At 36.6% G+C, this 19382-nt stretch carries 15 protein-coding genes and 1 tRNA gene; 12 read left to right on the top strand and 4 right to left on the bottom strand.

The annotated features are described in order from the left end of the window. Positions 1-11 precede the first annotated feature (11 nt). Genes GFO_RS03245 through GFO_RS03215 form a run of 7 tightly spaced genes read left to right on the top strand, consistent with a single transcriptional unit; the run spans position 12 to position 9220 of the window. Positions 12-803 (top strand): type IV toxin-antitoxin system AbiEi family antitoxin domain-containing protein, encoded by a 792-nt coding sequence (locus GFO_RS03245; RefSeq protein WP_011708596.1) that lies wholly within the window; start codon positions 12-14, stop codon positions 801-803. Next, positions 800-1591: a nucleotidyl transferase AbiEii/AbiGii toxin family protein gene (locus tag GFO_RS03240; RefSeq protein ID WP_011708595.1), complete on the top strand. Its 792-nt coding sequence runs from the start codon at positions 800-802 to the stop codon at positions 1589-1591. The genes GFO_RS03245 and GFO_RS03240 overlap by 4 nt, the downstream gene beginning before the upstream one ends. 40 nt (positions 1592-1631) lie before the next feature. Further along, positions 1632-4634, top strand: a complete 3003-nt coding sequence (locus tag GFO_RS03235) for a type I restriction endonuclease subunit R (RefSeq protein WP_011708594.1) — start codon at positions 1632-1634, stop codon at positions 4632-4634. Next, positions 4627-5859 carry a restriction endonuclease subunit S gene (locus tag GFO_RS03230; RefSeq protein WP_041249992.1) on the top strand — a complete coding sequence of 411 codons (1233 nt, stop codon included), beginning with the start codon at positions 4627-4629 and terminating at the stop codon, positions 5857-5859. Before GFO_RS03235 ends, GFO_RS03230 begins: the two co-directional genes overlap by 8 nt. A 4-nt stretch (positions 5860-5863) precedes the next feature. Next, positions 5864-6943 carry an AAA family ATPase gene (locus tag GFO_RS03225; RefSeq protein WP_011708592.1) on the top strand — a complete coding sequence of 360 codons (1080 nt, stop codon included), beginning with the start codon at positions 5864-5866 and terminating at the stop codon, positions 6941-6943. 5 nt (positions 6944-6948) lie between these two features. Beyond that, positions 6949-8592 (top strand): type I restriction-modification system subunit M, encoded by a 1644-nt coding sequence (locus GFO_RS03220; protein ID WP_011708591.1) that lies wholly within the window; start codon positions 6949-6951, stop codon positions 8590-8592. A gap of 13 nt (positions 8593-8605) precedes the next feature. Next, on the top strand, positions 8606-9220 hold the full coding sequence (locus GFO_RS03215) for a hypothetical protein (RefSeq protein WP_011708590.1): 615 nt from the start codon (positions 8606-8608) through the stop codon (positions 9218-9220). A gap of 1062 nt (positions 9221-10282) precedes the next feature. Here the strand turns inward: GFO_RS03215 and GFO_RS03210 are convergent. Next, positions 10283-10693 carry a helix-turn-helix domain-containing protein gene (locus GFO_RS03210; protein ID WP_011708588.1) on the bottom strand — a complete coding sequence of 137 codons (411 nt, stop codon included), beginning with the start codon at positions 10691-10693 and terminating at the stop codon, positions 10283-10285. 126 nt (positions 10694-10819) lie between these two features. On the opposite strand from GFO_RS03210, the gene GFO_RS03205 reads away from it, so the two are divergent. Then, positions 10820-11689: a hypothetical protein gene (locus GFO_RS03205; RefSeq protein WP_041249990.1), complete on the top strand. Its 870-nt coding sequence runs from the start codon at positions 10820-10822 to the stop codon at positions 11687-11689. Positions 11690-12065: 376 nt separating this feature from the next. On the opposite strand, the gene GFO_RS03200 is transcribed toward GFO_RS03205, so the two are convergent. Together GFO_RS03200 and GFO_RS03195 are read right to left on the bottom strand one after the other, a co-directional pair. Further along, positions 12066-13277 (bottom strand): site-specific integrase, encoded by a 1212-nt coding sequence (locus GFO_RS03200; protein WP_041249989.1) that lies wholly within the window; start codon positions 13275-13277, stop codon positions 12066-12068. Between the two features lie 240 nt (positions 13278-13517). Continuing rightward, a tRNA-Ser gene (locus GFO_RS03195) sits at positions 13518-13602 on the bottom strand. Between the two features lie 279 nt (positions 13603-13881). Between GFO_RS03195 and GFO_RS03190 the strand changes: the two genes are divergently transcribed. After that, a complete protein-coding gene (locus tag GFO_RS03190) occupies positions 13882-14901 on the top strand; it encodes a M28 family metallopeptidase (RefSeq protein WP_011708584.1) in 1020 nt (339 codons plus the stop codon). A gap of 372 nt (positions 14902-15273) precedes the next feature. Here the strand turns inward: GFO_RS03190 and GFO_RS03185 are convergent, their stop codons facing one another. After that, a complete protein-coding gene (locus tag GFO_RS03185; protein WP_011708583.1) occupies positions 15274-15915 on the bottom strand; it encodes a protein-L-isoaspartate(D-aspartate) O-methyltransferase in 642 nt (213 codons plus the stop codon). Positions 15916-16049: 134 nt separating this feature from the next. Between GFO_RS03185 and GFO_RS03180 the strand changes: the two genes are divergently transcribed. From GFO_RS03180 to GFO_RS03170, 3 genes are all read left to right on the top strand, one after another. Beyond that, entirely contained in the window at positions 16050-17015 is a 966-nt protein-coding gene (locus tag GFO_RS03180) for a Gfo/Idh/MocA family protein (RefSeq protein ID WP_041249988.1), read from the top strand. A 119-nt stretch (positions 17016-17134) separates the two neighbouring features. Further along, entirely contained in the window at positions 17135-18028 is an 894-nt protein-coding gene (locus tag GFO_RS03175; RefSeq protein ID WP_011708581.1) for a 3-hydroxyacyl-CoA dehydrogenase family protein, read from the top strand. A gap of 79 nt (positions 18029-18107) precedes the next feature. After that, entirely contained in the window at positions 18108-19343 is a 1236-nt protein-coding gene (locus tag GFO_RS03170) for a DUF1015 domain-containing protein (RefSeq protein ID WP_041250225.1), read from the top strand. The last annotated feature ends 39 nt before the right edge of the window (positions 19344-19382 follow it).

The following is a 19382-nucleotide window of genomic DNA, read 5'->3' as shown; positions in this document are numbered from 1 at the left end:
TTTACTTTTAAGTGGATATTTCAGACTATATAAAGCAACTACAATCCTTTGAGGAATACTCGTTTTCTTGGGATGAACTTGTAAAAAAGTGTCATAAAACTGATACTGCTTTAAAGCGAGAGCTTTCACGTTTGGTAGCCAAAAAGGAAATTGTAAACTTAAGAAAAGGGTTTTATTTAATCATTCCACCAAGATATTCCAAACAAGAACAGCTACCTGTGCAGTTATTTGCACATAAGCTTTTTGACTATTTGGATAGTAATTATTACTTAGGCTTTTATTCTGCTGCAAAGTTTCACGGCGCAGGACATCAACAAGTGCAACGGGAATATGTAATGACAGATAAGTCATTCCCTGATATTAAAAAATCATCGATAGATATTCATTTTTTTACAACTTCAAAATGGCCAACAAAAAACATTTTAGAGAAAAAATCGGATGCAGGTATTTTTAAAATTTCAAGTCCAGCGCTAACAACTGTAGATTTAATCCATCATCAAACCAAGTTGGGTGGTATCAATAGAATGTTAGCTATTCTCGAAGAACTGTCAGAAGAAATAAACGTTCAAGATATAGAAGATTTACTTAGTTGGTATCCTCACAAAAGCACCTTACAACGTTTGGGCTTTTTGCTAGAAGACGAACTACAAGTTGAATCGAATTTGTACGAACCCATAAAAGAGTACTTAAAGACATCAAAATACTATCCAGTGTTATTGAGTCCAAAATCAAAAGAGAGACCTGGAGCCATTCATAATAATTGGAAAGTGGATGTGAATATAAAAATAGAGAGCGATTTATGATACCCAAGCCCTACATAGCGAAATGGCAAGAACAAGCACCTTGGAAACAGTTTTATCAAGTAGAACAAGACCTTGTCATTAGTCGAGCATTGGTAGAAATTTTCTCAGATGAATTCTTAAATGAAAACTTAGCCTTTAGAGGCGGTACCGCCCTTCACAAATTGTATTTGAATCCAGCACCGAGATATTCTGAAGATATAGATTTGGTCCAAATAAAACCAGGTCCTATAAAACCAATAATGCAACGTCTAAATGAAGTAATCACATTTTTTGAAGAACCAAGAAAAACACAAGTTAAAGGACACGGAGCAAAAGCACTATATCGTTTCACTTCTGAATATGAAGGAATTAGATTGCGCTTAAAATTGGAAATCAACTGTAAAGAGCATTTTAACGTATTGCCTTGGGTAGAAATTCCTTTTGAAGTAAAAAACGATTGGTTTACAGGGAAAGCCAATATCCGAACTTATAATATCAATGAATTACTGGGAACCAAATTAAGAGCCTTATACCAGCGTAGCAAGGGAAGGGATTTATTCGACTTGGATTATTCCAGATTGCATATAGAATTGGACATAGACCAGATCATTAAATGTTTTAAGGAGTACACAACATTTTCAACAGGAAATAGACCGCCAGGTCAAAAAGAGTTTTTAATGAATATTGAAGAAAAAGAACAAGATCCCAATTTTACAGGAGATATGGAAGCCTTATTACGACCGGAAATTAAATATGACCAAGAAGAAGCGTTTCAATGGCTGAAAACTGTAATTCTTGAGAAACTATAACAAAATAAAAATATCATATTCACTTAAAGTGAAAAATTGAATGGCCAAAGAAAACCAAATAGAACAACAATTCATCAACCAACTGGTAGCGCAAAAATATACGTACCGTTCTGGTATAATTGATAGAAAAACGCTAGAGCTTAATTTCAGAGAAAAGTTTGAGGCTCTTAATCGAGTGCGATTGTCAGATAACGAATTTATACGCTTAAGAGAAGAAATCATCACACCTGATGTTTTTCTCGCTTCCAAAAAATTACGTGAGCGTCAATATTTCCAGCGAGAGGACGGAACGCCTCTTCATTATATGCTTGTTAATCTCAAGGATTGGTGTAAAAATGATTTTGAAGTCATAAGTCAATTAAAAATCAACACCGAGAACAGTAACCAAAGATATGATGTGATTCTATTGCTGAACGGTTTGCCATTAGTGCAAATTGAGCTTAAAAAACTTGATATATCGCCGCGAAAAGCAATGCAGCAAATTATTGATTATAAGAATGAGCCAGGAAACGGCTATGGCAATACGCTGCTTTGTTTTATGCAGTTGTTTATAGTAAGCAACAGAACAAATACCTACTATTTTTCCAATAACAAGAATAAACACTTCGCCTTTAATGCCGATGAGCAATTTTTGCCTATTTATCAATTAGCCGACCCTGATAATAAGAAGATAACACATATAGAGCCATTTACACAGAAGTTTCTTGAAAAGTGTACTCTGGGCGAAATGATAAGCAAGTATATGGTGCTCGTGGAAAGTGAGCAAAAAATATTAGTAATGCGCCCATATCAAATTTATGCGGTTAAGGCTATCGTTGATTCCATTGAACAATACAGAGGTAATGGCTACATTTGGCACACTACGGGAAGTGGAAAAACACTCACATCTTTTAAAGCGGCGACTTTACTTAAGGGCAATAACGATATTCACAAATGTTTGTTTGTGGTAGATCGTAAGGATTTGGATAGGCAAACCCGAGAAGAGTTCAATAAGTTTCAAGAAGGCAGTGTAGAAGAGAATACGAATACCGAAACGCTGGTACGGCGACTTTTATCTGATGATTATACGGATAAAGTAATAGTTACTACAATCCAGAAACTTGGCTTGGCACTTGACGGCACGCAAACACGTAATTATAAAGAACGTTTAGAACCCTTGAGTGATAAGCGGATGATATTCATTTTTGATGAGTGCCACCGGTCGCAGTTCGGTGAAAATCATAGAGCCATTAAGGATTTCTTCCCTAATTCCCAATTATTTGGATTTACAGGCACACCTATTTTTGAAGAGAATGCCACTTATAAAATTCGCGAAGGAGAATTTGAAACCTATAAAACCACGAAATCGGTATTTGAGAATGAATTGCCCAAATACACAATCACACACGCCATAGAGGATAAAAACGTACTACGTTTTCATATTGACTATTTTAAGGGCGAGGGCAAACACCAAGCGAAACCTGGTGAGGCATTAGCACAACAAGCCGTCGTAGATGCAATCATTAAAAAACACGACAGGGCAACCAACAATCGTCGCTTTAATGCTGTTCTGGCAACCAGTTCTATAAACGATGCCATTACATATTATCGTTTGTTAAAAAACAAACAAAAACAACTAGCGGAGGAAGATCCAGATTACAACGCTTTCCAAATTACCGCTGTCTTTTCGCCACCCGCACAATTAATAGCAAAAGATGGTAACCAGCAAAGTCAAAAGAATGCTGCCGACATCAGACAACTGCAAGAAGATTTAGACACTGAACGGGAAGACAACAAGCACAATCCTGAAGAAAAGAAAAGGGCTTTGGAAGAAATAATTGCAGACTATAACAAACAATTTAAAACACACCATACCATCAATGAGTTTGACTTGTATTACCAAGATGTACAACAACGCATCAAAGACCAGAAGTATGACAACAAGACTCTTCCAAAAGACAAAAAAATAGATATTACCATCGTGGTAGATATGTTGCTCACAGGTTTTGACTCAAAATATCTCAATACGCTGTATGTTGATAAAAACTTGAAATATCACGGCCTGATTCAGGCGTTTTCCAGAACCAATCGGGTTTTGAATGACACTAAACCTTATGGGAATATATTGGATTTCCGTTCGCAGCAGGACTCGGTAAATCAAGCCATTACTTTGTTCTCAGGAGAGGATAAAGACCGCGCCGTAAAAATCTGGATGGTAGAACCTGCACCTGTAGTTATAGAACAATATCAAGAAGCCGTGGCGGCATTGGGCGAGTTTATGAAAGAACATAATTTAGTGAATGAACCTCAAGAAGTTTACAACCTTAAAGGTGATGCGGCGCGTATAGCCTTTGTGAAGAGTTTTAAAAAGGTACAAAAGCTTAAGACCGAGCTAGACCAGTATACAGACCTGAACGACGAGCAGCAAGAAGTTATAGAGGAGATTTTGCCTACTGAAAAATTACAGGAGTTTAGGAGCAGCTATATAGAAACTGCAAAGCAACTTCGTGAGATACAGCAAAAACAAGGCGATGATGCACCATCCGAGATACAGGAACTAGACTTTGAGTTTGTACTCTTTAGTAGTGCGATAATAGACTATGATTATATAATGAGTTTGATTGCGGACAGCACCCAGCAAAAACCCAATAAGCAGAAAATGAGCCGGGAACAGATTATTAATTTGCTAAAATCACATTCAAATTTGATGGATGAGGAAGAAGATTTTTCAGATTTTATTAATCAAGTTGATTGGAGCGTAGGGCAAACCGTCGAAGAGCTTAAAAATAACTTTGAAACATTTAAAACTGAAAAACACGAAAAAGAATTGGCAACAATCGCCCGTAAAAATGGATTAGAAACCAAACATCTTAAAACCTTTGTTGCAGTCATTATGGAAAGAATGATTTTTGATGGTGAACACCTGACTGATCTTTTAGAACCACTTGAATTGGGCTGGAAAGAACGCCGTAAGCGGGAATTACAATTAATGGAAGACCTTGTGCCCCAATTAAAAAAACAGGCCGAAGGCCGTGAAATTTCTGGACTACAGCCTTATGAATAAGATAAAAAATAAATTAGTGCCAGAGCTAAGATTTCCTGCATTTGAAGATGATGGGGAATGGGATTACTTTTATGGTAATAAGCTATTCAAAACAGTCTCAAATAAAAATCATAACTCAGAACTACCCATCCTAGCTATTACCCAAGATCAAGGAGCCATTCCAAGAGAGGAAATCAATTATCACGTGTCCGTATCTAAAAAAAGTGTTGAAGGCTATAAAGTTGTTGAAGTAGGTGATTTTATTATTAGTCTAAGATCATTTCAAGGGGGTATAGAATATTCGAATCATTTAGGAATATGTAGCCCAGCATACATAATTTTGAGAAGGAAGAAAAAAAATTTACTGAATCTTTTTTACAAACAATATTTTAAAACAGATGTGTTTATATCCCATCTAAATAAAAATCTTGAAGGCATTCGAGATGGGAAAATGGTAAGTTATAAACAATTTTCAGAAATTAAAATACCCCAACCGCAAACCCAAGAACAACAAAAAATTGCAGATTGTATAGCCTCGCTTGATGAGTTAATTCTCGGATTTATTGAGAAGTTGGAAGCCTTAAAACGTCATAAAAGAGGTCTGATGCAAAATCTGTTTCCGCAGGATGGGCTAAACGTTCCTAACTATCGGTTTGCAGAGTTTAAAAATGATAAGGAGTGGGAAAAAACTACCCTTGGAAAGATTACGAACGTTATATCTAACAAAAATAAAGACAACAAAAATTTACCAGTTTATTCGATAAATAATAAGGACGGTTTTTTGCCACAATCTGAACAATTTGATGATATGAATAGTAAACGAAGAGGCTATGACATATCATTATATAAAATAATTGAAAAAAATACTTTTGCGTATAATCCAGCCAGGATTAACGTTGGTTCTATAGGCTATTCCGGAAATTTGAACAATATTCTAATTAGTTCTTTATATGTGTGCTTCAAAACGGAAAATATCGTAGATGACAAATTTTTAAATCAATATTTGGAAACACCGTACTTCTTGAAGTTAGTTAACAGAAATACTGAAGGAGGCATTAGAAGCTATTTGTTTTATAAAAATTTTTCAAAAATCACCATATCTCTACCATCTATGCAAGAACAGCAAAAAATAGCCACTTGCCTCACATCGATGGATGATTTGATTTCTGCTCAACAAAACAAAATAGCTCAAATAGAACAACATAAAAAGGGCTTATTACAGGGTTTGTTCCCTAAAGTGAACTAGAAGTATGAAAAACTCGAAAGAAATAGCTAAAGAGCTTTACGAATTAGAACATAAAATTTGTTTGATTTATGCTTTTAACGCTACTGGTAAAACGCAGTTATCCGTCGGGTATAAAAATTATACCAAGGCTCAAAATGGGGGCCGACATACTGGAGTATATTATAATGCTTACAGCGAAGATTTATTTGTTTGGGATAATGATGAAGAGCATCAAAATGAAAATGTGAAGCTGGGTATAAAGGGTAGTTCTCTCAATACGCATCACTCACTATTGCTCGATACCCCAATTTTGATAGAAAAGTTATCACTATATAATCCAAATTATATTTTTGAATTAAATCTATATGAAGATGGCAATAGGGAGAAAGGCATTGCGTCCATTTCTTTTTACGAAGATGAGAATAAGGGAATACCAATTAAAATTTCAAGAGGACAAGAAAAAATCTTTATTTGGTGCTTTTATTTGGCACTATTTGATGTTGAGACATTTACTGGTGATGGAGAACAAGATGCCCATTTATTCATTGATGACCCAGTATCAAGTATGGATGAGAACAATATATATTTAACAACTGAATCTATCATTAATCTAATTGATGGTGTTTTTCCAAACAAGAAAGTTATCATTACTACACACCATATTGGGTTATTCTCAATTCTTGCAAATAGGTTCACTAAAGGTGAAAAATCCAAAATATTTGAAAGTCAAACTAAAACTTATTTATTACAAAAGGACATCAATACTGGTGAGTTGAGCTTGAATGAAAAAAATGGAGTATTTCTATTCCATTTGCATCTATTAAAAACGTTAGAAGATGCAATAAATGATGAGCTCTTTGTTTATCATTTTGCACTTTTAAGACAATTACTTGAACATATTGCCTCGTTTCTGGGAAGACCACGTATAGGATATGTTTTAAATCAAATTGGAATGGAAGATGCTAGTATGGTGTCAGATAAAATAAACTCACTTTCACACCAGGATGTATATAGAACGAAGTCAAATCTAATGTCTGATAAAGATATCCCACTATTCGAAGAGATTTTCAGTAAGATAATTGAAAAATATCGATTTAAATATTAATTATAATGAGTAAGAAACAACAAGATAAATTAGGAAAAACCCTCTGGGGTATAGCAAATAAGTTACGTGGCGCGATGAATGCAGATGCTTTTCGAGACTATATGCTCTCTTTTCTGTTTTTACGATACTTATCTCACAACTATGAAGAGTCGGCAAAAAAAGAACTTGGTAAAGATTATCCAAAAAGTTCGTCAAAAGATACACGTCCAGACTTTGTAGTACCACCACCATTGGAAATTTGGTACGAGGATAATGAAGAGGATATTATTGAGTTTGAAAAGCAAATGCAAAGAAAAGTACATTATGTAATCAAACCCAAGTATTTGTGGAGCAATATTACTGAATTAGCGCGTACGCATCATCCTGATTTACTGAAAACCATAGAGAAAGGTTTTCGTCATATCGAGGAAGAATCATTTGAGAGTACGTTTCACGGACTGTTTTCTGAAATAAATTTGAATTCGGAAAAGCTAGGAAAATCGGAAAAAGAAAGAAATGATAAATTGTGTACTATCATTCAAAAAATTGCCGAAGGTATAGCCGAATTTTCCACCGACATCGATACGTTAGGTGATGCTTACGAATATTTGATTGGCAAGTTTGCAGCTGGTTCTGGTAAAAAAGCAGGGGAATTTTATACACCGCAAGAAGTTTCTTCTGTTCTCTCTCAAATTGTAACATTGGATGCTCAAAAACCAGACCATACAAGCGGTCCAAAAGACAAATTAAACAATGTGCTGGATTTTGCCTGTGGATCGGGTAGTTTATTATTAAATGTACGCAGACGTATTAAAGACAACGGTGGAAGAATCGGTAAAATTTATGGACAAGAGAATAATATCACTACCTACAATCTGGCGCGTATGAATATGCTCTTACACGGTATGAAAGATACCGAGTTTGAGATATTCCACGGTGACACCTTAAAAAACCAATGGGATATTTTAAATGAAATGAATCCTTCCAAGAAAGTAGAGTTTGATGCTATTGTGGCAAATCCACCTTTCAGTTTACGTTGGGAGCCTACCGAAACTTTAGGAGAAGATTTTAGGTTCAAGAGCTATGGTTTAGCACCAAAGAGCGCAGCTGATTTCGCTTTTTTACTTCACGGCTTCCATTTTTTAAGCCAGAATGGAACAATGGCAATCATCTTACCACACGGTGTATTATTCCGTAGTGGTGCAGAGGAGCGAATTCGTACCAAATTACTTAAAGATGGAAATGTTGATACCGTGATTGGGTTGCCTGCTAACCTATTCTATTCAACAGGAATTCCAGTATGTATTTTGGTCATAAAGAAATGCAAACGTGAAAGTGATGTATTATTCATAAACGCATCAGCAGAGGGCAACTACAAAAAATCAAAAAATCAAAATGAACTTCGTAAATCTGATATTAAAAATATCATTGAGACCTACAAATCACGACCAAAAAAAATAGAGCGTTATGCCCGTAGAGTTTCAATGGATGAAATTGAAGATAATGGCTACAACCTTAATATCTCGCGATACGTTAGCACAGCAGAAGCTGAAGAGCAAATAAACCTTGAAGAGGTTCACAAAGAATTAATGGATATAGAGGAGAGAATAGCCTTAAGTACAAAAGAACACAACAAATTTTTGAAAGAGCTAGGGCTTAAAGAAATATAGGATAACGTTCATCTTGAGAGATACAATAAAATCATTTGTCAAAAAAAATTCTCTAGAATTCCACCGTTATAATTCCTGGCAACATTGTTATGAGGCTTTTGGGAAGGATAATTTAGATACAGATACACTAGCACTTCATTTAGGTTTTTACCTAGCAAGTTGGGGTATGTATAGGGGCTCTAGCCAACTGCTTCAAAATGATTACAAGGTTCACTTAGAACCTGTAAATATTCTTAATAGCTATAAGCATTTGAGATGTAACCAAAATTATGAAATTACATTATTTAATTTACCTAAGATATTAGAATTAATTAAGGAGCTATCGATTTACTACGATAAAAAACACAATATTACCCCGACAGACACCCTTATAAGCAAAATAATTTTAGGAACGTTAGGATGCCTACCAGCTTATGATCGATTTTTTATCGATGGGGTCAAGCAATTAGAGCTAAAATCTACTACCCTAAAAGAAAAAAGTCTTAGAGAACTCTTTAAGTTTATTGAGTCCAATGAAGAGGAACTTAAAAACCTTAAAACTATATACCCACAATACACTCAGATGAAATTTATTGATATGTATTTCTGGCAGCTTGGATTTGATATTAGTAAGAGGAAAATAATTTAGAAACTTTTTATTGCCAAATAAACTATCAAACATATTATTATGAGCCGAATAGAATTCCTAATCGGCTCATAAAACCAAATTAGTATAGTAATTACAAACCGTTCCACCCCATTCCTCTGCATTTCGCAAAAGGCTTTATTCCGAGAAGAGAGGTTCACTACACCATCTTGAACCCTATCGCAGAAAAAACGATAGCGTTCGCCTGGCAAAAAGATTACCACAACCTCTTTCTACACAAAGTTTAAAATTCTGCCCGAGACGAACTGCATAACCGTTCGCTCACCCATTCGACTACGCTCAGGGCAGGCTTCACTTTTATAAGTTCTTACTCAGTCATAATTTTATTATTGGTTACCGAAAAGGTAACGGCGATGGCGCTATGGGAAGTAAGTGATTAAGATTGAATTGAACGCTAACCTGTATCATTTTGCCATAAATAAATTCGGTAATTATATAGTTACATAGAATTCAATATAAAAAGAAAAGGAAAACGCTCAAGATATAATAAGTATGTGTGTAAATGCCATTATGTCAACTAATTGAACCCAATTGACATCTTAAATTATTAGCTTAGCTTTTTGACGTAACGTATTTATAATCTGAATAAAAAAATCCGCAACGTTTCAAATTACTTTTTAATAATACAATAAAAGTGGAGAACATATTTCTTAAAAAAAGAGTTATTTATTAGGATTATCGTATACAAGCTTTTTAGATTTAGGAAAGAAGTTCGAAATCCCGAAATGAAATGAAGGTTGAAGAGCAAGAGGACAACACGCGTTGCGGTGTTGTGTGTCTAAATTCCATAGTAAATAACTGATAAACAGTGATTTAATTTAGTTTCGTTCTCCCTTTCGACCTTGGGTAAATGACAATGATAGGATAGTCCGCTTGGGAAGCCCCATAAACAGGTATGACCACTATCCTAGTGGCAACAGAAAAATGAAGTTTCTATACTAAACTAAGAATTGGTCCATTTCAGGAACGACCGGAAAAGAAGTAATTGACCAAAAAAAATGGAGCCGTTCAGTAACGGCTCCATTTTAATATATATTTTAGAATTTATTTTTCTTTCATCAGCTTTTCCAGATAAGTAATTTTTTCCTGTTCGGCCTTTAATAGGCGTTCGTATAGTTTTTTATTTTCTTCGTAAACCTCTACTAACTTTTCAATGGGATTGAAATTAGGCTGAAAACAAAGTAGGGAAGAGTTATCGTGATTCGTAACAGTATTGCCGATAATATTAAAGATGGCTTCATCGGAAAAACTCTCTATTCCTTCTTTGGTGACTCCGAGCACTTTTGCAATTTGATTTAATTTATCGTCCTCGACCTTCTCGGACTGCTCTATCTTTGATACGGCCTGTTGACTGATTCCCAGTTCCTCCGCCAAGGTTTCCTGCTTCATCCCCCGAAGTTCCCTGATGCGTCCAATCTTTCTACCGATATGGTTCGGTTTCACTGCTTTTTCCATATATCAAATATATGATTTTTCATACAATCCGTAACGGGTAAAAAACAATTAACATGCGGTAAAGTACAAACGGTGCTGGTTCGGTACTTGACAGCTTTGCTGTTTATTTATCTAAAACAGCATATCATGGAAACGGTGACACCCAAAAAATTCCCAAAGGGGGATAAAATCCTCGCACTGCTAAAGAAAGCGGTCCCCTTGCATTCGGTATACGTTATCGGTATCCTGACCGAGCGGAGCGAACGGAAGGTCTACCTGCCACCGTCATCCGAGGTGCCACGGAAATCGGTCACCTATACCCTCTTGGTCATCGGCCATAAGGCCCCGGCAAGAAACCTACAGGACTTTATGGACGGACTGAACGCTAAATTGAAAGGAAGTTGTAAGGTGTACGTCATTTTCCATACCCTTTCCAATCTCCTTAAAAGATTGAACATAGGGGACAATTTTTTGAACCGTATCGTTTCCGGGGCACCTTGTATGTTCGAGAAGGACGACATGGTATCCGAATCGGGCAAAATGAGCTTATACTTCCATGAAACACTATATGAGCAGTTCCGCAAAGCATGGCGAGATCGTATGGAACGGGCGGAGTATCTCCTTTCGACCGTCGGCATCATCGCTGTCAACTACGATGCCGTTTCCCAGATGGCGATAATGCATTTTGCGATGGAGCAGGTATGCCTTGGCCTTTTGAACATCTTTTGGGAATATTCCCCGAACCATTATACCCTGTCCTATCTGTTCCATTTATGTGGTCTCTTTACCGATTTGCCCCAAAGGGTATTTTCCCGGACAACGTTCGGGCTACAGCGCCAATTTTATATGCTCTGCAATGCGCACCATATCATGCGCTTCAAGGGCAAGATCGATTTTTCGTCCACCGACGTGGACAAGGCCCTTAACCGTTGTGAACGGTTCTACGATGAAGCCGTCAACTTGGGAGAGATACAGCTGGGGCATCTAAAGGAAGTCCATTGCAAGTTTTCCATTTAGGATTGTTCAGCGTCCCATATCCGGGACAGCCCTCGGTACGCATGCGTACCAAAAATTGACCAACAGCGTCCCGAGACCAGGCCAAAATTTGGTACCTTCTTATAAACTTAAAAGAAAAACAAAATAAACGGCCAAGCCCTTTTTACGAATTTTAAGTTTTATTTTTTTGAGGGAAAACAAACGTTCCGCTGGTGAAGGAAAAAATACGGGTACCACCGGTGAAAAATTCTCTACACTGAGCGGAGGGTTAAGATCAGGTTCGTTGGGAAGGGTCTTAAAATAAAACAGGAAGAAATCAGGCCAATTTCTGGCCAGTACGATAATCTGCTAAAATACAACCGTATAGGTAAATACTATGGGATGCCTCTCTAGTAGCTTATTTAAATTTTGATCGTAAAATTGCCATATCCTTACTCACTTTCATATCCAAAATCTTGGCATAATGCTGAGTCGTCTTAAGGTTGGTATGTCCCAGCATTTTACTTACAGATTCTATGGGAACTCCGTTCGTAAGGGTCACCGTGGTTGCAAAGGTATGTCTAGCAAGATGAAAGGTCAGGTTCTTGGAAATGCCAGCCAAGTTTGCAATCTCTTTGATATACGCATTCATTTTTTGATTACTTAGGACAGGTAACACCAAATCTTTTTCTTTCAGCAGCTCATTATCTTTATATTTCTCAATGATTGTTTTAGCAATGGGTAATATCGGGATATTACTTCTGGTATCGGTTTTGGAGCGTTTTGTTTTTACCCATTCCTCACCGTCTGCACCAACGCTAATATCACCTCTATTCAGTTTTTTAACATCGGCATACGCCAGACCGGTAAAGCAACAGAAAATAAAAATATCCCGAACTTGGTCTAAACGTTCCATTTTCAGATGGAGATCTATGATTTTTTGAATTTCTTCTTCCGTCAAAAACTCGCGCTCAACAATCTTAAGTTTACCTTTCCAATGTAAGAAGGGATCTTTATCGATCCAATCGTTTGCGTGTGCAATGCGAATTATCTTTTTGAAATTGGTGATATACTTGATGGCAGAGTTATGTGCGCACTTACGAGTTGTTTTAAGATAGTATTCAAGCCCTGTGATGAATTTATGGTCAACATCTTGAACAGGAATATCATTTTTATTGTATTTCTGCTTTACAAAAGCTGCTACGTGTTTTTTACAAGTGCGATAACGCTCGGCGGTTCCGGTGGCGAAATCTTTCCCGATGAGACTTTCCACTTTATCGTTGTGCTCCTGAAATATTTCTAAGAGCATTTTTTGAGTTTTATCTTTTCCTAAAAGTGCATCCCGAAGACTTGATGCTGAATAAGCTATATTTTCTCGTTCAAAATTCTGCTGAATGGAATAAATCTTATTCTTTACAACACTCAAATACTTATTGATTTCTTGAGCTTCGGGGGAATTACCAAGTGCAAGTTGGGTTCGGGAGTTCCACCAGCCTAACTTAATTTTGCGATGGACGCTGAATTCGCACCGACGTCCGTCAAGCGTTATTCTCAGGAAGATAGTGGTCTTTCCTGATGCGTTTACTTTACTTTTTTTAATAAAAAATAAGAGTGAAAGTGGGAGTGACATAATTTTTAGTGCATCGATGTCCACCAATATAATAAAAAATATTAACTTTAAAATTAAGTTAAGTTACTTAATTACAGTTGTTTATGTCTCTCTGGTGGACCTTTTAAAAAAGATACTACCTCCACCGAATTAGCCCCTTTTAGATTGCTATTATTTGATATAAAATGAAATCAACTAAAATGAAAAACCCTGTAAATCATTGATTTACAGGGTTTTTGGTGCCTATTGTAGGTCTTTCAGCGGAGAAAGAGGGATTCGAACCCCCGGAGGTGTGACCCTCAACAGTTTTCAAGACTGCCGCATTCGACCACTCTGCCATTTCTCCTGAGTGCCTCATCAGCTATTTGCTGAATGCGGGTGCAAATATAACAAGCTTTTTTAATTTATAACAACTAATTTTCCATCTTTTTTGAAGTAATTTTTATTGCTTTAGCAATCAGCAGGTTTCGGTTATTTAATTTCAGTATTCTCATTCTCCCTCAATATATCCACATCACAATTAAACCATTCCACATCTCTCTAGTCTATATTTATGAATCTCTTATAATTAATTAATATCAAAACCGCTATATTGGCGGGAGTTATTTAAAAACTAAATATTATTATGAAAAAAATTTTGCTTTTCGCCATTCCAGCCCTGCTTACGGCATGTGGTGCCCAAAATAAAAATATCGAAAATGCAGATCCTATGGAATATGCCAATACCATTACTGCAGATGAATTAAAAGAACACTTATATACTTTCGCCAGTGATGAGTATGAAGGAAGAAACACCGGGGAACCAGGTCAGAAAAAAGCGGCTGAATATATTGTAAATGAATATAAAAGTTTAGGTATTAAAGCACCTAAAGGTATGAACAATTACTTCCAAGTAATTCCTACCGAGTATTTCAAAGGAAAACTAAAAGCTTCTGAAAATGTACTGGGCTTTATAGAAGGAAGCGAAAAGCCTGAAGAGGTGATCGTAATTTCTTCGCATTATGATCACGTTGGGATAGGTAAAGAAGGTGATATTTACAATGGTGCAGATGACGGTGGTTCTGGCCCTATGGCTCTTCTGGAAATTGCAGAAGCATTCACCAAGGCTAAAAAAGCCGGTTATACTCCAAAAAGATCTATTCTGTTATTTCATATTACAGGAGAGGAAAAAGGTTTGTTAGGTTCTAAATATTATACTGAAAATCCTATTATTCCCCTGGAAAATACTGTTGCTAACCTCAATATGGATATGATTGGTCGTATAGATCCTGCACATGAAGGTAACGACAACTATGTTTACTTAATTGGAAGTGACATGTTGAGTACAGAACTTCATGAATTAAGCGAAGAAGTGAATAATAAGTATATGAATATGGATCTCGATTATAAATATAATGATGAAAATGATCCTAACAGATTTTATTATAGAAGTGACCATTATAACTTCGCAAAAAATAATATTCCTGTAATATTTTATTTCAACGGGGTGCATGCAGATTACCATAAGCCTACCGACACTGCTGAAAAAATCAGCTATTCAGCTTTGGAAAAAAGAGCTAAGCTTGCTTTTTTAACTGCCTGGGAAATCGCTAACCGTGATACCAGACTTGTAGTTGATAAAGCTGAAGATAATTCTGCAAAGTAAACTATACAATCTTTTAATAATTAAGAGCCTCGTTTTAAACGGGGCTTTTTTAGTTATTATTTCAGAGTATGTAGGTCAAGATTTATAGATAAAGAGAGATTTTTCAATCCCGGTGCTTCTTCGAAATGAACAAATCCAGTTTTGAAAGAAAGTTGAAATTTCATATTTCTACCTTAAAATTGACAGTCTTCAGAATTGTGCGGTTATCATTCAACTAAAAACAGAGTTCAATTTTACTTGTCATCTCGACCAAAGGGAGGTATCTCCTGGTAAATCGTATTACCCAATAGGTTTCTCCTCGGCTATGCTCCTTTTGAAATAACATAAATCATTCAAAATGATAATTTTCAATTATTCATTATCAATTATAAACTAATTTTTGTCTTCCAGCAAGGGCACAAATCTAAAAGCTCCAAACTCGTTTTTATCAAATTCCTTGGCAGATTTTCTAATGAATAAAGTCATCGTTTGCACATCGGTTCCTACGGGAATTACCAGCCTGCCCCCTACTTTTAACTGACTCAAAAGGTCTCTTGGAACTTCTGGCGCTCCCGCTGTGACTATAATTTTATCGTAAGGCGCATACTCGGGAATTCCCTTATAACCATCACCAAAACTCAGGTATTTAGGTCTGTAACCAAGTTTTGAAAGAAAACTTTTCGTTTTTTTATAGAGCTCACGCTGGCGCTCAATACTATATACTTTAGCACCTAGCAGACAGAGAACCGCGGTTTGATATCCGCTTCCGGTACCAACTTCCAAAACTTTTTCCCCTTTTTTAATCTCTAAAAGTTCAGACTGAAAAGCCACTGTATAGGGTTGGGAAATTGTTTGATCTGCTGCGATAGGAAAAGCTTTATCCTGATAGGCATGATCTTCAAAACTACTGTCCATAAAAAGATGTCGCGGGATATTTCCTATAGCGCCAAGCACCTTCTCATCGGTAATCCCCTTTTTTTTCACGGTTTTTACCAACTGCTGTCTTTTCCCCTGATGTCTGTAAGTATCCTTCAACTTTTCTGTGCTTTAATCAGGCATAAAATTAGGCAAAGCATGTGATTTATCCCAAGCAAATGCCGTCCGGGATTTGGCCTAATTTTATAAAGTATTTAATATCAAAATGCTATTTTTGTGAAAAATGCAAAAATATGCTGAAAGCAGGAGTCCTGGGTGCAGGTCATTTGGGAAAAATTCATCTAAAACTTTTAAAGCAGTCTGAAGAATATGAGCTTATCGGTTTTTACGACGCAGATAAAAAGAATGCTGAAAAAGTAGCTAAAGAATTTGGCTATAAGATGTATGAAAATCTGGATGAATTAATTGCTGAGGCAGATATGATAGATGTGGTCACTCCTACTCTGGCGCATTTTGACGTCGCAAAAAAGGTCATTTCTGCAGGCAAACATCTTTTTATTGAGAAACCTATCACCAATACTTACGAGGAGGCTGAAGAACTCATTAAACTTACTAAAGAACATGGTGTAAAAGGTCAGGTAGGTCATGTAGAAAGATTTAACCCGGCGTTTCAGGCGGTTGCAGATCGTATTGAAAACCCTATGTTCATCGAAGCACATAGACTTGCAGAATTTAACCCCCGTGGCACCGATGTTCCCGTTGTATTAGACCTGATGATCCACGATATAGATGCTGTACTGAGTGTGGTGAAATCAAAAGTGGTTAAGATCAATGCCAGCGGAGTTTCAGTAATTAGTGACACTCCAGATATTGCCAATGCGAGGATTGAATTTGAGAATGGTTGTGTTGCCAATTTAACAGCAAGCCGAATCTCTATGAAGAACATGAGAAAATCAAGGTTCTTTCAGCGTGACGCCTATATTTCAGTAGATTTTCTGGAGAAAAAATGCGAGGTGGTGAAGATGAAAGATGCGCCTGAAAATCCTGATGAGTATGCTATGGTGCTTCAAAATGCTGAAGGAATTAAAAAACAAATCTATTTTGACAATCCTGATGTTTCTGCAAATAATGCCATTCTAGAGGAATTGGAAAGTTTTGCCGATGCTATCAATAATGATAAAGAACCTGTAGTAACGATGCAGCAGGCTGCGAATGCCCTCAAAGTTGCGAACCGGGTAATTGCTAATTTTAATGTATAATTCGAATTCTAAGGCTTTCATTAAATAGTTTGTCAAGCTGAACTTGTTTCAGCTTCTAAGAGATCCTGAAACAAGTTCAGGATGACGGCTCAGGAAAGTCTTCCTAAAAAAAATACAAAATGAAGAATATTTCAGTTATAGGTGCCGGGACCATGGGGAACGGTATAGCTCATACATTCGCTCAAAGCGGATTCAAAGTTCAATTGATCGATATTTCAGAAGAAAGTCTGAAAAAAGGGATCGATACCATTTCTAAGAATCTTGATCGTATGGTGTCTAAAGAAAAGATCAGCGAAGATCAGAAAAAATCTACCTTGGATAATATCTCTACCCATACCGATATTTCTGAAGCAGTTGGAAATGCAGATCTTGTGGTAGAAGCGGCTACTGAAAACACAGAATTAAAACTGAAGATCTTTAGACACCTGGATCAGCAAACATCAGCAGATACAATCTTAGCTTCAAACACCTCCTCTATTTCTATTACCCAGATTGCTTCTGTAGTTTCAAATCCAGAGCGAGTGATCGGGATGCATTTCATGAATCCTGTACCAATCATGAAATTGGTGGAGATTATTCGTGGTTATAACACCACAGATGAAGTGACCAATAAAATTATGGAGCTTTCAGAAAAGCTGAATAAAGTTCCGGTAGAAGTGAACGATTACCCGGGGTTTGTTGCCAACAGGATTTTAATGCCGATGATCAACGAGGCTATAGAAACACTTTACAATGGCGTGGCAGGGGTTTATGAAATAGATACCGTTATGAAACTGGGAATGGCCCATCCAATGGGACCTCTTCAACTTGCAGATTTTATTGGGCTGGACGTTTGTCATTCCATTCTTGAAGTCATGTACAACGGATTTAAAAATCCGAAGTATGCGCCTTGCCCGCTATTAACAAATATGGTTAGAGCCGGAAAGATTGGCGTTAAGTCTGGAGAAGGTTTTTATGACTATTCTGAAAGTAGAAAAGCAGAGAAGGTTTCTGCTCAGTTTAGTAGTAAATAGTATTGAGTAGTTAATATTGAGATTTCTCTCTTCGGCCGAAACGACTGAGAAATCTCATCCTTTTGAGATCCATAAAAATTTGACAAAAATACTTCCATTTAAAGCCGTAAGACCTACCCGTGAATATGCAGGCCTGGTTGCTTCACGTTCGTATGAAGATTATGGCGATGATGAATTAAAGGCACAATTAGAATATAATCCTTATTCATTCTTACATATCATAAATCCCGGATACAAATTTCAGCATGAAATTGGCGGAGAAAAACGCTTTGGGATGGTTAAGAACCGATATCTGGAATTTAAGGAAGATCATATTTTTAAACAGGACGATGAGCCCTGTTATTATATCTATAAAATCCAGACAAGGGAAGCTTCCTGTTGCGGGATTATTGCCGCTGCAAGTGCAGAAGATTATGGAAGGGATGTGATTCGCCGTCATGAAGATACTATTGCGCACCGGGAGGAGCTTTTCAAGGATTACCTGAAGGTGGTAGGTTTTAATACAGAACCTGTATTGCTTACCTATCCAGATGATACTACCATCAATGAATTACTGAATGAAAGAATGAAATCCAGACCGGAATATGAGTTTGCGACTTCAAATAAAGAAACTCATTCCCTGTGGCTTATTGATGACAATGAAAATATTAAAAAGATAAAAGCCCGGTTTGAAACGATGGAAAAGATCTATATCGCAGATGGCCATCATAGAAGTGCTTCTTCGTGGTTGCTGGCCAAGGAAAGCAAAGAGAGTAATCCCAGGCATACCGGTAAAGAAGCATATAACTTTTTTATGAGTTATCTAATTTCTGAAAGTAACTTGAGAATATTTGAGTTTAGCAGGCTTATTAAAGACCTGAACGGGCATTCTAAAGAAGAATTTTTAATCCTGCTAGATGAATGGTTTCGAATTGAAAACCGTGGTTTCGAAATTTACAGACCTTCCAAAAAGCATCATTTCAATATGTACCTGGATGGGGAGTTCTATTCTCTTTACCTGAGAAAGACCAACTATAAATTTACCAATTCCCTGAGCGAACTGGATTCATATATTTTGTATGAAAAGATCTTAAAACCAGTCCTTGGTATCGAAGATCTCAGGAATGATAATCGCATCTCGTACATTCATGGCCGTAATGATCTTATTGAATTGAAAACCCGGGTAGATAATGGAGAATTTGAAGTTGGCTTTGGAATGTTACCTGCAGAAATTGAAGAAATAAAACAAATTGCAGATGAAAATTTAACTATGCCGCCAAAAAGTACTTATATTGAACCTAAATTGCGAAGCGGTCTTACTATTTATGAATTCTGAACTTTGCAATTCTAACCACCGTTACCCTACTGTTATTTT

It is taken from the genome of Christiangramia forsetii KT0803 (assembly GCF_000060345.1).
GTDB lineage: Bacteria > Bacteroidota > Bacteroidia > Flavobacteriales > Flavobacteriaceae > Christiangramia > Christiangramia forsetii.
Note: the sequence above shows the minus strand (reverse complement) of the source record. Positions and strands in the feature narration are given on the sequence as shown.

What these genes read in the sequence shown, in the direction of transcription:
- GFO_RS03240 (WP_011708595.1), top strand. Translation starts at nt 800, where the DNA reads ATGATACCCAAGCCCTACATAGCGAAATGGCAAGAACAAGCACCTTGG.
- GFO_RS03210 (WP_011708588.1), bottom strand. Translation starts at nt 10,693, where the DNA reads ATGGAAAAAGCAGTGAAACCGAACCATATCGGTAGAAAGATTGGACGC.
- GFO_RS03235 (WP_011708594.1), top strand. Translation starts at nt 1,632, where the DNA reads ATGGCCAAAGAAAACCAAATAGAACAACAATTCATCAACCAACTGGTA.
- GFO_RS03190 (WP_011708584.1), top strand. Translation starts at nt 13,882, where the DNA reads ATGAAAAAAATTTTGCTTTTCGCCATTCCAGCCCTGCTTACGGCATGT.
- GFO_RS03200 (WP_041249989.1), bottom strand. Translation starts at nt 13,277, where the DNA reads ATGTCACTCCCACTTTCACTCTTATTTTTTATTAAAAAAAGTAAAGTA.
- GFO_RS03175 (WP_011708581.1), top strand. Translation starts at nt 17,135, where the DNA reads ATGAAGAATATTTCAGTTATAGGTGCCGGGACCATGGGGAACGGTATA.
- GFO_RS03205 (WP_041249990.1), top strand. Translation starts at nt 10,820, where the DNA reads ATGGAAACGGTGACACCCAAAAAATTCCCAAAGGGGGATAAAATCCTC.
- GFO_RS03220 (WP_011708591.1), top strand. Translation starts at nt 6,949, where the DNA reads ATGAGTAAGAAACAACAAGATAAATTAGGAAAAACCCTCTGGGGTATA.
- GFO_RS03230 (WP_041249992.1), top strand. Translation starts at nt 4,627, where the DNA reads ATGAATAAGATAAAAAATAAATTAGTGCCAGAGCTAAGATTTCCTGCA.
- GFO_RS03180 (WP_041249988.1), top strand. Translation starts at nt 16,050, where the DNA reads ATGCTGAAAGCAGGAGTCCTGGGTGCAGGTCATTTGGGAAAAATTCAT.
- GFO_RS03225 (WP_011708592.1), top strand. Translation starts at nt 5,864, where the DNA reads ATGAAAAACTCGAAAGAAATAGCTAAAGAGCTTTACGAATTAGAACAT.